We start from the raw sequence: 12,889 nt of genomic DNA, 5'->3' as shown, positions 1-12,889 counted from the left end.
AGCATCTCGATCGGGCGGACGGCGCGCACGATCGGCGGCACGAGCGCGTGTCGGCCTCGGGCGGCTGGGGAGTCCCATCCTGCGGTGGAGGCGACGGTGCGAGCGGTCGCCGCGTCGGGGTCGACGAGCTGGTGCGGCGTTTCAGCGGGGTGCGCGTCCGGCCTCGACGAGGGTCCGCGTCGAGTGGGCCACGAAGGCGCCGTGGTGGCGGATGTGGGCGTCCAGTCGCTCGAGGGTGTCCCGGTACCGCTCCACCGTGAAGTCGGGCACCCACCACACGCACTTGCGCAGGGTGTAGACGACCGCGCCGATGTCGAAGAACTCCATCCGGCAACGAGCGGTGCGCAGGTCCACGATCTCGAGCGCGGCCGCCCGCGCTGCCGCGGCCTCATGATCGGGGTGACGGCCGAGCCGCTCGCGCGGCAGCGGGCCGCGGAAGAACTCGATGAGCTCGAACGCGGAGGCCGGCCCGACGTGCTGGGCGAGGTACGTGCCGTCATCGGTGAGCACGCGGGCGATCTCGTTCCAGTCGGGGGCCACTGGATGACGGCTCGTCACCAGCTCGAAGCTGGCATCGGGGAAGGGCAGGGGCCGGCCTTGCTCGACGGGCACGACCTCGACACCGCGGGGCGACAACGCCCGACGGGCGCGCTCGGCGTTCGGGCGCCAGCCTTCGGTGACGACCATTCTCGGCGGTAGGTGCGGCACCGCGGCGATGATCTCGCCGCCACCGGTGTCGATGTCCAGGGCCGAGGTGACGTGGGGCAGGCGCGATGCGATCAACCGTGAGTACCCCCACGGCGGCCGCTCTTCCGTCGCCCGGCCCTCGAGCCAGTCGAAGTCCCAGCCGGACACGTCCACCGCGGCGGCCTCATCGATCAGGTCACTGAACGTACGCACACCGAGCATCCTGTCGGTGCCGTCAACCGCTTTGCATGGCCACGTCGCGTCCGCTCGTCGGCCCGAACCGTACTCGGAGTTTCGCGATGACGTCGTAAAGCAGCAGGTGCGCGAAGGGGCTGCGGTCGGCAGGCACCCGCGTCCGACAATTGGCGCTGCCGCCCCCGACTCGCGCTCGTTCGAGGTGGCGCGGCGGGTGCTCAGCCTGCGTCGCCGGTGGGCGAGAGCGCGGTCAACCGGTAGACAACGTCCGGCTCGTTGGCGAATCAGCGCGTCCTGCAAAGTGCGACAGCCGCCCTGCTTGTTGGAGGAGCACGTTCAGCCAGGCGAGGACCGAGACCGACCAATCCCTCGGCCATCGCTTCACGGAGTTCCTTGATCGCTTCGTCGACACGGCCCTCAGGTTGCAGCAGGACCGCCAAGCCCTCACGCTCCTGCGCCACGTACCGATCCGCGCGGATCGCGGAGCGACGCGTCCCCTGCCGGTGCTCGTCACCGGGTCCCTGACCCGTCGTGCCAGCATGGCCTCGTGCGCAACCAGCAACGCCTACGGACACGGACGCCCGAGTCGAGAGCCTTCGCGGAGCGCGTACGGCTCGTCATGGACCTGACCTCGCGCCTCAACGTGCTGCCGTTCGACGACCTCGACGCGCGCAGGACGCTCCTCACCGAGATCTTCGGCGCACCGATCCCGGACTCGGTGTCCATCCTGCCCCCGTTCTACTGCGACTACGGGCTCGGGGCATCGTTCGGAGAGGGCGTGTTCATCAACCAGGGGTGCTTTTTTCTCGACTACGGGGGCATCACCGTCGGTGACCGCGTCATGATCGGTCCCCGGGTGACCCTGAGCACGGCCGGGCACCCCGTCGAACTCGACGAACGGTACGACTTCATCACGCACGCGCCCATCGTCATCGAGGATGACGTGTGGATCGGCGCCGCCGCCACGGTCACCCCCGGAGTGACGATCGGTCGCGGCTCTGTCGTCGGCGCGGGCGCCGTCGTCGCGCAGGACGTGCCGCCGCTGACTGTGGTGACGGCGACGAGCGTGGTCGAGCGAAAGCGTCTGAAGCCAACGCCCACCGCGACCTCCTGAAGCCTGTGGCGCACCCGTGCGCATCGGCGGTGTGCAGGGCGGCGCCGAACGCGCACGGTCGGCGGCAGATGGGTGCGTCTCGTCCTCGGCGAGGCAGGCCCGTTTGAAAGCCCACACGGGATTCGACGTGGATGACGCAATCTCGGGCCCGTCCCGGTGGACTACACCGAGGCGAGCGTGCAACGGATCAAATTGGAGGGCCGCCGGTGGAACCAGTCACGACTGCCGGCGGTCCAACCTGACATGCGTGCGGTCGTCTCCCTCGGCTCTGTCCTGCTGGGCCTGTTCGTCGGCGCTCTCATGCTGCGTTCCGGCTGGGAGTTGCCGGTGCGAACCTCCTGCTCAGGCCACGTGTGCACGTCGCAGTCGTGGATCGACGTCGACTGGGACCGCGTCAACTGGGATCTGAAGCCGACCAGGATCGCCTGCTTCGAGGCCAACCCGGCCAACCACGATGTCCTGATCGGGCCCGGCGACGAATGCGTACGGTCCCGCGGCGACGTCATCGAACACCGGGCCACCTACGAAGAACTACGTGGAGAAATCCAGCAACGGCGCACCCTGGCACTTGCGTTCGCCGGCGCCGCGATCGCGCTGCCACCGACCCTCGTCGAGGTGTGGTGGCGGAGTCGCGCAGACCGGCGCCGACGGCACACTGACTCCACACTCCCCCACCCTGCTCGCGGCATGCGCGGATGACCCGGGATCGCCGACATCATGCGAAGGCGCCCGGGCCCAGTGGACCTCGGGCCGCCGGGCGCCGGGGCTGTCGTACGCGATGACGTCGCCGGCGCCCTGGCGCAGCCGCTTCGTGAGCGCGGTGCCGGCCGCGCCCACGCCGGACACCATGACCCTGACGTCCGCGAGCTGCCTGGTGACGACGCGCGGCGCGGTGGTCAGCGCGCAGGCCGCTTCCCGAACACGCGCACCGGCAGGACAGGGCGTCGACCGCCGCGATGTGCCACCGGGGCTCAGGCCGCTTCCAGCTCCCGCTTCAACCGGCGCAGGGTCTCACGCATGCCGCTCCGGTTCGCGGTCGGACGGTCGCCCGCCACCTTGCCGGTGAAGATCCGGCCGAGAACGTGGGCCGCTCCGTTGCGCCGGTCCTGCCAGTACTCGGTCACCTCGGTGCCGCCGTCGGTCTCGCTGAACCGGTAGCCCCAGCGGGCCACCGGCTGGCCGAAGGTGGTGACGTCGAAGGCGAACTCGCTGCCCGGCGTGGCGGTGACGACCCGACAGGTGGTGAACCACAGCAACGGTCCCCGCCGGTTCCAGCCGACGAACCGTCGCGGCTGCCCGCCGTCGCGCCGGGTGACCCAGACCGCGACGCACTCCGGGCTCCATCGGGCCATCCGCCGTACGTCGGCGACGGCCGCGTAGACCGCCTCCGCCGGTGCGGCGACGGTGATCTGCTCGGCGATTTCCGGACCGTGCCCGGCTGCCTGCGTCATGCCGCAACCACAGATGTCATTCGTTCCTCCACGGGAGGTGGTCGGGCAGGTCGCTGCTGACCCGCCCGGGGAAGGCCGGAGCGCGTCGCTGCCGGAAGGAGTCGAAGCCCTCCCTCGCGTCCGCGCTGGTCAGTGCCTCGGCGGAGAGGCGGGAGTCCAGCCGGTGCGCCGGGTACGGCGAGTCCAGAGCGCTGGTGCGGTACAGCATCTGCCGGATGACCGCCACGGACACCGGCGCGGTGGTGGTGATGATGGTCCGCGCGAGCTGGTACGCCTTGTCGAGCAGGTGCTCCGGCTCGTGGACGCTGTGCACCAGGCCGGCCGAGAGCGCCTCGGCGGCGTCGAACGCCCGCCCGCTGATCATCCAGTCGAGCGCGCACCCCATCCCGACCAGCCGCGGGAGGAACCAGGTGGACGCGCCTTCGGCGTAGATGCCGCGCCGGCTGAAGACGTACCCGAATCGTGCGTCGGTGGCGGCGAGGCGGTAGTCGGCCGGCAGGATGATGGTGGCGCCCGCGCCGACGGCCGCGCCCCGGATCGCGGCGATGACCGGCTTGTTCATCGCGAAGATCCGCATCGAGCACCGCCCCGCCGGCTCCGCCCACTCGGCCTCGGGGTCGTCGGGGGTGTCGAACTCCGTCACGGACGGGTCCAGCCCGGCGCAGAAGTGCTCGCCCGTACCGGTGAGGACCACGACCCGGACCTCGTCGTCGCGGTCGGCACGGTCGAACGCGTGGGCGAGTTCGTCGGCCATCCGCAGGGTGTAGCCGTTGCGCTCCTCGGGACGGTTGAGCGAGACCGTGGCGATCCGGTCCGAAACGGAGTAAATGATCTCGCGGTACGTGTCCACGGCCGCACCATAGAGCAAGGTCAACGCCGGCAGCAATGCCGGACGGGTCGGCTGTTCGGTCACCGTCGGCTGTCCTGAGTAGACCATTGTTCCGCTGGTGCCGGTCGGGCAGACTTCCGCCGTGTCCTCCAGTGTCTTCGAGATCTACCGCCGCCATCTCGGCGAGGGGCTGGGGCGCGTCGCCGCCATGCTCCACACACCACTGGAGGTCGGCGCCACGGGCACCGTGGTGCACACCGCGGACGGCCGTCAACTGCTGAACTGCGCCGGCTACGGCGTGTTCTTCGTCGGCGCCGGCAATCCGGTCGTGCTCGCGGCGGTGCGCGACCAGCTCGAACGGCAGGCGTTGTCCACCCGGGTGCTGCTGAACGAGCCCGCCGCCCGGGCCGCCGAGGCGTTGGTATCGGTGGCGCCGGAGGGCCTGGCCAAGGTGCACTTCTCCAACTCCGGCGCGGAGGCGGTCGAGACCGCGATCAAGATCGCCCGGGCGAACGGGCGGCACCGGCTGGTCTCCATGCACAGCGGGTACCACGGCAAGACGGTCGGCGCGCTGTCGCTCACCGCGCGGTCGCTCTACCAGGATCCGTTCCGCCCGTTGCTGCCCGAGGTCACCCACGTCAGGTTCGGCGACCTAGACGAGCTGGCCGCCGTCGTCGACCGGGACGTCTGCGTGGTCGTCGAACCGGTGCAGAGCGAGGGCGGGGTGATCATCCCCGAGCCCGGCTACCTCAAGGCGGTCGAGACGCTGTGCCGCGATCGGGGGGCGATGCTCGTCCTGGACGAGGTGATGACCGGGCTGGGGCGGCTCGGGACCTGGTGGGCAGCGGACCGCGAAGGCGTACGGCCCGATGTCCTGCTGGTCGGCAAGGCGCTCAGCGGCGGGCTGGTGCCGGTCGCGGCGACCCTGGCGACCGCGGAGGCGTTCGCCCCGTTCGACAAGGACCCCTACCTGCACACGTCCACGTTCTCCGCGAACCCCCTCGCCATGGCCGCCGTCCGCGCGACGGTCGAGGTGATCAGGGATGAGAAGCTGGTGGAGCGGGCCGCCGAGCTGGGCGCACGGCTACTCGCGGCGATCACCGAGGCGGTGCGCCCGATCGGGCACCTGGTGGCCGACGTACGCGGCGCCGGGCTGCTCATCGGGGTGGAGTTCCGCTCCGCCATGCACGCCGCGGAGTTCCTGATGGACCTGCTCGACAACGACGTGGTCGTCAACCACTCGATGAACGCGCACCCGGTGCTGCGGCTGACCCCGCCCGCCACGATGACCCCCGACGAGGAGACGCGGCTGGTCACCTCGTTCGAGCGGGCCTGCGCCGGCCTGGCCGCGCGTTTCCCCGCCACCGGAAGCGACTCCCCCGCATGACGCGACGTACCGTCCTGGTCACCGGGGCCAGCGGCGTCGTGGGCACCGCCGTGCTGGCCGAACTCTCCGGGTACGACGTGCTCGCCGCCGCCTACCGACGCCTGCCGGGCGGCTCGAACCGGGTGGTCAGGCTCGACCTGCACGCCCCCTCGCTCGGGCTCGACCGCCGCGCCTACCGCGAGCTGTGCGCCGAGGTCGACGCGGTGGTCCACTCGGCCGCCATCGTCAACTTCTCCGCCGACCAGGCGGAGGTCAACCGGCTCAACATCGAGGGCCTCGGCCGGGTCGTCGAGTTCGCCGCCGAGGCGGACGCGACCCTGGTCCACGTCAGCACCGCCTACGTCTCCCGGTACGGCTGCGAAGGCGGCGGCGGCAGGCTGGGCACCGAGAAGGCGGCCGCCCGGACCGACGAGTACGTCACGTCGAAGTACCTCGGCGAGCAGCTGGTCCGCGACAGCGGCATCGACGCGGTGATCGTCCGGCCGGCGATCGTCATCGGCGACTCCCGTACCGGCGTCATCCGCCAGCACCAGGGAGTGCACCAGCTCGCCGAGTACCTGGTGACGGGCGAGCTGCCCTTCGTCCCGGCGCATCCCGGCACGTTCTTCGACCTCGTCCCGCAGGACATGGTCGCGCAGGCGATCCGCGCGGTGCTCGACGCCGACCTGCGCAAGGGCGACTACTGGCTGACCGCCGGACCCGCCGGCATCCCTGTGGAGCGCTACCTCGAACTGGTGACGGAGACCGCCCGCGAGTGCGGCATGGACGTGCCCGACGGCCGCATCGCCGACCCGTCCATCGTGGACCGGCTGGTCCGGCCGGCGTTCGCGGACGTCCTTCCCCCCGAGGACCTGGCACGGCTGGACGGCGTGGTGGCCGTCTGCGGGCTGGTCATCATCCCCGAACTGCTGCCGACGTCGTTCGGCACGATTCCCGGCGGACCGGACGCGATGACCCCGGCGCAGGCCGAGGACGCGTGGCGGGTCAGCCTGCGTCACCTGATCCGGGGGTTGCAGCAGTGATCCTCAACCCGAGCTGAGGAGGCCACCCGCGATGGAGTGTTCCGTCATCGTGCACGCTCTGCTGCCCAGGGCAGAGGCCAAGGAGTCGTTCGACCGGCTGGCCGACTTCGCGGCGTATCCGGAGTTCACCGACACCGTACGGACGGTCGGGGTGACCCAGGTCAGCCCGACCCAGGTGGAGTCGACGTGGGAGGTGAACTTCCGCCGGGGCATCCTCGTCTGGACCGAACGCGACGAGATCGACCCGGTCAACCGCCGCATCGACTTCGCACAGACCAAGGGCGACTTCGCGACGTTCACCGGCTCGTGGCTGGTCGTCGAGGCCGGCGAGGCGGTACGGGTCGAGTTCGAGAGCCGATTCGACCTGGGCATCGCCTCCCTGGCGAGCCTGATCGACCCGGTGGCGTGCGCGGCGATGCGCGACTCGATCCGCAACATCCTGCTCGGGCTGTTCGGCTCCGACATCGAGGTCACCGTGGTGGAGGCCGCCCCGGTCGGCTGAGCGACCCGCGGGCCGCCTTCCAGTCGCCGCAGCGGCTGGAAGGCGCCCCGCGTTGCTGCGGCCGGGCGGTCCCCTAGTCGAGCAGGTCGAAGAAGTCGTCCTTCGCCGCGTCGACCTTGTCCGACTCGGTGTCTACCAGCGACAGCAGCTGGTTCAGGGCGTCGGCGAGCCGCTTGCGCGCCACGGCGTCCATCCTCAGGTTGGCCAGGCTGGACTCCAGCCGGGTCAGCTCCTCCAGCACCCCGATCGGGGTGGACGCCTGCTCGGGCAGCAGCTCACCGCGCAGGTAGCCGACGAGTTCCCGCACGTTCGGGTAGTCCAGCACCAGGGTCGCCGGCAGCGTCAGCCCGGTCGCGGCGGCGAGCCGGTTGCGCAGCTCGACCGCCGTCAGCGAGTCGAATCCGAGTTCGGGCAGGCTCCGGGTGCCGTCCAGGTCGGCGGCGGAGGTGTGGCCGAGCACCATCGCGGCCTCGGCGAGCACCAGCTCACGCAGCACCCGGTCCTGTTCGGCGGGAGCGAGCCCGGGCAGCGTCCCGGCGAGGTCCGTGCCCGCGGCCCGGGTGCCGCCGGGTACCGGGTCGACCGACGCGGTGGCCGGCGACGCCAGGCCGGCGTCGTGCGCGCCGGCCAGGCGGTCGGTGGCCATCAGGTCGTGCAGCACCGGCGGCACCGACCGCCGGTCGTGCCCGTCGAGCAGGGCGCTGTCCACGTCGACGAGGACCGGCGTCGCCGCGTCCGAGTCGAGCGCCCGGTCCAGCAGGGCCAGTCCGCGTGCCGGCGACAACGGCGTCAGCCCGATCCCGCGCATGCGACGCAGGCCGGTGGCGCCGACCTGCCCGGCCATCCCGTCCGGCAGCTCCCACAGGCCCCACGCCAGCGACTGCCCGGGCAGCCCCTGCGCGCGCCGCTGCTCGGCGAGGGCGTCGAGGTAGGCGTTGGCGGCGGCGTACCCGGACTGTCCGGGCGAGCCGAGCAGGCCGGCGGCGGAGGAGAAGAGGACGAACGCGGCCAGGTCACAGCCGCGGGTCTGCTCGTGCAGCTGCCGGGCGCCGTCCGCCTTCGCCCGCAGCACCGCGGCCACCCGCTGCGGGGTCTGCGTCTCGACGACCCCGTCGTCGAGCACACCGGCCAGGTGCAGCACGGCGGTGAGCGGATGCTCGGCGGGTACGGACCTCAGCAGGTCGGTCAGGGCCGCCGGGTCGGCGACGTCGCAGGAGACGACGCGCACCGACTCCGCGCCGAGCGCGGACAGCTCGCCGAGCAGGTCGTCGGCGCCGGGGGCGTCGGCCCCGCGCCGGGACGTGAGCACCAGGTGCCGTACCCCGCGCCGCTCGACGAGGTGCCGTGCCACGAGGCGGCCGATGGCGCCGGTCGCGCCGGTGACGAGGACGGTGCCCTGCGGGGCCCACGGCCGCGCTCCGACGCCGGTGACGGCCGGGGAATCAGCGGGGGCCCCGGTCTCCGGGCCGTGGCCGTCGGTGGCCGACGGGCGCAGCCGAGGCACCAGCAGGTCGCCGCCGCGGACGGCGACCTGCGGTTCTCCGGCGGCGCCGGCCGCGGCGAGCGCCTGCCGCGACGCCGGGTCGTCGTCCAGGTCGATCAACACGAGGCGGTCGGGGTGCTCGGACTGCGCCGAGCGCAGCAGCCCCCACGCCGCCGCCTGAGCCAGATCCCGGCACTGGTCGCCGACGGCCCCCCGGGTCACCACCGCCAACCGGGCGGCGCCGTACCGCGGGTCGGCCAGCCAGCGGTGTGCCAGCTCGAGTGCGGCGGCGACGGTGGGGTGCGGGTCGTCACCGCCCGGCGGCAGTTCGGTGAAGACGAGGTCGGGAACCTGGTCGCCGGCCGTCGACTCGTCGAGCCAGACCACCGGCCGCTCGGAGCGGACCGCGGCCGCCGGCACCCAGCGCAGCTCGTACCCGCCGCCCGACCCGGACGGCCCGAGGGCGAGCCGGTCGGGGGCGATCGGCCGTAGCGCGACGTGCCGCACCGAGGCGACCGGCGCACCGGACGGATCGGCGAGGACGACGTCGACACCGTCGCCGTCGCGGGTCAGCCGGACCCGCAGCGCCGTGGCGCCTGCGGCGTGCACCTGCAGGCCCGCCCAGGAGAACGGCAGCGCGATCCCGTCGTCCGCGCCGGCGTCGCCGAGCAGGCCGAGGGCGTGCAGCGAGGCGTCGAGCAGCGCCGGGTGCATGAGGAACTCGTCGGTTGCGCCGGCGGCGTCGGCCGGCAGCGTCACGTCGGCGAAGATCTCGTCGCCCCGCTGCCAGGCCCGCCCGACGCCCCGGAACACCGGGCCGTAGTCGTAGCCACCGGCGCGCAGGCGGTCGTAGAAGCCCTCCGTGTCCAGCGGCGCCGCGCCCGGCGGCGGCCACAGCTTCAACCGGGTGGCGTCGCTGGTCCGCACCGGGGCGACGGTTCCCGTCGCGTGCGGCGTCCACGCTCCGCCGGGTGGGCGCGCGTGGATCGTCAGCGGGCGGGTCGGGTCGCCGTCGGTCCCGGCGACGACCACCCGGGTCTGCACGGCGCCGGCCTCGGGGAGCACCAGCGGCGCCTGCAGCAGGAGCTCCACCACCTCGGGGCAGCCGGCGTGCGCACCCGCGCGCGCCGCCAGCTCCGCCAGCAACGCCCCCGGCACGACGACCGCCCCGCCCACCCGGTGCTGGGCGAGCCACGGTTGGGCGGCGACCGACAGTTCGCCGGTCAGCACCGCGGCGCCCGGCGTCTCGACCGGCTCCCCGGGCAGCGGCCGGGCCGCTGGGGTCAACCAGTACCGCCGGTGCTGGAACGGATAGGTGGGCAGTTCCGCGGGCGCGACGTCCCCGCCGACCAGCGCGGGCCAGTCGACGTCCACGCCGCGGACGAACAGGCGGGCCACGGCGTCCCAGGCGGAGTCCCGTTCGTCGCGCCCGTCGCGCAGCAGCGGCACGGCGATCGTCGGGTCACCCGTGTCGGCGTCCAGGTCGCCGACGCAGTCGAGGACCATGGCCGACAGCACGCCGCCGGGCCCGACCTCCAGGAACCGGCTCACCCCCTGCTCGCGAAGCCGGCGTACGCTCTGCGCGAACCGCACCGGTTGCCGCGCGTGCCGGCTCCAGTGCCCCGGCGTGATCATGTCCACCGGCAGGCCCGTCTCGTTGGAGACCAGCGGGATCTCCGGCGCCCGGTGGGTGAGGTCCGCCTCCAGCTTGGCGAGGTCCGCGAGCATCGGCTCCATCAACGGGGAGTGGAACGCGTGGCTGACGCGTAGCCGGGTGGTCCTGCGGCCTCGGGCGGCGAACGCGTCGGCGACGGTCTGCACCGCGTCGCGCGGGCCGGCGATGACGACCGACGTCGGGCCGTTGACGGCGGCGAGCCCGACCCGCGCCGCGGGGTCGGCGATCAGCGGCTCGACCTCCTGCGCGGTGGCCTGGATCGCGGCCATCGCGCCGCCGGCGGGCAGCGCCTGCATCAGCCGTCCACGGACGACGACGAGGCGGGCGGCGTCGTCCAGCGACAGCGCTCCGGCCACGTGGGCGGCGGTGATCTCCCCGATCGAGTGGCCGAGGACGAAGTCCGGCCGGACGCCCCAGTGCCGCAGCAGCCGGAACAGCGCCACCTCCACGGCGAACAGCGCCGGCTGGGTGTACTCGGTCTGGTCCAGCAGGTCCGGGTCGCCGTCGACGACCGCGCGGATGGGGCGGTCCAGGTGCCGGTCCAGTGCGGCGCAGACCTCGTCCAGGGCGGCGGCGAAGCGCGGTTCGGCCGTGGCGAGTTCCCGCCCCATCCCGGGTCGCTGCGATCCCTGTCCGGGGAAGACCAGGGCCAGCCTGCCCTCGCCGGCCGTGCCGGTGACCACGGCCGGGGTGTCCTGCCCGGCGGCGAGCGCCGCGAGGGCGGCGCGGTCGAGGACGACGGCGCGCTGTTCGAACGCCGTACGCCGGGCTGCCGCGACCGCCGCCGCGCGGGTCGGCAGGTCGGGGTGGGCGTCGAGGAAGGCGTCGAGGCGGCGGGCGTGTTCGCGTAGCGCGGGGACGGTCCGCGCGGAGAGCACCAGCGGCGCCGGCACGGCCGCGTCGTCGGTCGCGGCGGCGGGCTCGTCCTGCGGCGCCTCCTCGACGATGACGTGCGCGTTCGTGCCGCTGATCCCGAACGACGACACCGCCGCGCGGCGCGGCCGGTCGCCGGCCGGCCAGGGCTGCTCGTCGGTGAGCAGCCGCAGCGGGCCGGCGGACCAGTCCACGTACGGGGTGGGTTCGTCGACGTGCAGGGTGCGGGGCAGCCGCCCGTGCCGCAGTGCCGACACCATCTTGATGACACCGGCCACGCCGGCCGCCGCCTGGGTGTGTCCGATGTTCGACTTGACCGATCCGAGCCACAGCGGACGCTGCCGGCCGGGGCCGTACGCGGCGGCCAGCGCCTGAGCCTCGATCGGGTCGCCCAGCCGGGTGCCGGTGCCGTGTGCCTCCACCACGTCCACGTCGCGGGCGTCGAGCCCCGCATCGGCGAGCGCGTCGGCGATGAGGCGCTGCTGGGACGGGCCGTTGGGGGCGGTGAGGCCGTTGGACGCCCCGTCGGAGTTGACCGCGCTGCCCCGCAGGACCGCCAGGACGCGCCGGCCGTGGCGGCGTGCGTCGGCGAGTCGTTCGAGGACCAGCACGCCGGCGCCCTCGGCCCACCCGGTGCCGTCGGCGGACGCGGCGAACGACCGGCACCGCCCGTCCGGGGAGAGGCCGCGCTGGCGGCTGAACTCGGTGAACACCAACGGCGTCCCGATCACGGTGACCCCGCCGGCCAGGGCGAGGTCGCACTCGCCGCTACGCAGCGAGCGGGCCGCCAGGTGCAGCGCGACCAGCGACGACGAGCAGGCGGTGTCGACCGACAGGGAGGGCCCTTCCAGGCCCAGCGCGTACGACACGCGACCGGAGACGATGCTGGACGCGTTGCCGGGCATCAGGAAGCCGGCGACCTCCGCCGGGATGGCGCCGAGGCGCGGGGCGTAGTCGCTGGCGATGACGCCGGTGTACACGCCGGTGCGGCTTCCGCGCAGCGTGCGGGGGTCGACGCCGGCGCGTTCCAGCGCCTCCCAGGAGATCTCCAGCATCAGTCGCTGCTGCGGGTCGGTGGCCAACGCCTCGCGGGGCGACAGGCCGAAGAACCCGGCGTCGAAGTCACCGGCGTCGTAGAGGAATCCCCCGTGCCGGGCGTAGGTGGAGCCGGGGCGGTCGGGGTCGGGATGGAAGACCTGCGGGTCCCAGCCCCGGTCGGTCGGGAACGGACCGACGCCGTCGCGGCCGTCGGCCAGGAGGGTCCAGAAGTCCTCGGGGGTGGCCGCTCCGCCGGGAAAGCGGCAGGCCATCGCCACGATGGCGATCGGCTCAGGCTCACCCGACCGTGCGCCGCCCGGCTCGCCGGCCGCGCTGTGGCGCCCCGGGTCCGGGTCCGCGTCCGGGCCGTCGACCTGTGCGGCCAGGTACTCGGCCAGGGCCTGCGGGTTGGGATGGTCGAAGGCGAGGGTGCCGGACAGTTGGAGACCGCTCGCCTCGGACAGCCGGTCGGCCAGTTCGAGCGCGGTCAGTGAGTCGAAGCCCAGGTCGGCGAAGGCGCCGTCCGGTGTGACGTCACTCCGCGGCCGGCCGAGCGCCTCGGCCGCCTGGGTGCGTACGACATCCAACCACCACTGCGTCCTGGAGTCACCCATTCAGGCGGCCGCCTTCCGG

Annotated in this window: 8 protein-coding genes and 2 pseudogenes; 5 read left to right on the top strand and 5 right to left on the bottom strand. The window is 73.3% G+C overall.

Annotation, left to right across the window (positions count from 1 at the left end):
- Nucleotides 1-141: 141 nt before the first annotated feature.
- Nucleotides 142-900 carry a class I SAM-dependent methyltransferase gene (locus tag ACSNN9_RS00410; RefSeq protein WP_436670657.1) on the bottom strand — a complete coding sequence of 253 codons (759 nt, stop codon included), beginning with the start codon at nucleotides 898-900 and terminating at the stop codon, nucleotides 142-144.
- A gap of 529 nt (nucleotides 901-1,429) precedes the next feature.
- Between ACSNN9_RS00410 and ACSNN9_RS00405 the strand changes: the two genes are divergently transcribed.
- Nucleotides 1,430-1,996, top strand: a complete 567-nt coding sequence (locus tag ACSNN9_RS00405) for a sugar O-acetyltransferase (protein ID WP_436670616.1) — start codon at nucleotides 1,430-1,432, stop codon at nucleotides 1,994-1,996.
- Nucleotides 1,997-2,152: 156 nt separating this feature from the next.
- Nucleotides 2,153-2,695 carry a hypothetical protein gene (locus ACSNN9_RS00400; RefSeq protein WP_436670615.1) on the top strand — a complete coding sequence of 181 codons (543 nt, stop codon included), beginning with the start codon at nucleotides 2,153-2,155 and terminating at the stop codon, nucleotides 2,693-2,695.
- Between the two features lie 57 nt (nucleotides 2,696-2,752).
- Here ACSNN9_RS00400 and ACSNN9_RS00395 read toward each other — a convergent pair.
- From ACSNN9_RS00395 to ACSNN9_RS00385, 3 genes and pseudogenes are all read right to left on the bottom strand, one after another.
- A pseudogene (locus ACSNN9_RS00395) lies at nucleotides 2,753-2,899 on the bottom strand (NAD-dependent malic enzyme); the annotation flags it as partial.
- 68 nt (nucleotides 2,900-2,967) lie between these two features.
- A complete protein-coding gene (locus ACSNN9_RS00390; protein ID WP_436670614.1) occupies nucleotides 2,968-3,447 on the bottom strand; it encodes an SRPBCC family protein in 480 nt (159 codons plus the stop codon).
- Nucleotides 3,448-3,463: 16 nt separating this feature from the next.
- Nucleotides 3,464-4,297: an enoyl-CoA hydratase-related protein gene (locus ACSNN9_RS00385; RefSeq protein WP_436670613.1), complete on the bottom strand. Its 834-nt coding sequence runs from the start codon at nucleotides 4,295-4,297 to the stop codon at nucleotides 3,464-3,466.
- Between the two features lie 121 nt (nucleotides 4,298-4,418).
- Here ACSNN9_RS00385 and ACSNN9_RS00380 point away from each other — a divergent pair, with 121 nt between their 5' ends.
- The 3 genes from ACSNN9_RS00380 to ACSNN9_RS00370 are packed head-to-tail and all read left to right on the top strand — an operon-like array spanning nucleotide 4,419 to nucleotide 7,187.
- Entirely contained in the window at nucleotides 4,419-5,663 is a 1,245-nt protein-coding gene (locus tag ACSNN9_RS00380) for an aspartate aminotransferase family protein (protein ID WP_436670612.1), read from the top strand.
- Nucleotides 5,660-6,685 carry an SDR family oxidoreductase gene (locus ACSNN9_RS00375; RefSeq protein WP_357868829.1) on the top strand — a complete coding sequence of 342 codons (1,026 nt, stop codon included), beginning with the start codon at nucleotides 5,660-5,662 and terminating at the stop codon, nucleotides 6,683-6,685. Before ACSNN9_RS00380 ends, ACSNN9_RS00375 begins: the two co-directional genes overlap by 4 nt.
- 31 nt (nucleotides 6,686-6,716) lie before the next feature.
- The gene (locus ACSNN9_RS00370) at nucleotides 6,717-7,187 is read left to right on the top strand and encodes a type II toxin-antitoxin system RatA family toxin (protein WP_436670611.1); all 471 of its coding nucleotides are present in this window, start codon (nucleotides 6,717-6,719) and stop codon (nucleotides 7,185-7,187) included.
- A gap of 73 nt (nucleotides 7,188-7,260) precedes the next feature.
- Here the strand turns inward: ACSNN9_RS00370 and ACSNN9_RS00365 are convergent.
- A pseudogene (locus tag ACSNN9_RS00365) lies at nucleotides 7,261-12,837 on the bottom strand (SDR family NAD(P)-dependent oxidoreductase); the annotation flags it as partial.
- Nucleotides 12,838-12,889: the final 52 nt, after the last annotated feature.

It is taken from the genome of Micromonospora sp. URMC 107 (assembly GCF_051386315.1).
Taxonomy (GTDB): domain Bacteria; phylum Actinomycetota; class Actinomycetes; order Mycobacteriales; family Micromonosporaceae; genus Micromonospora.
The sequence above is the reverse complement of the archived record's forward strand: the minus strand, read 5'-3'. Positions and strand labels throughout refer to the sequence as shown.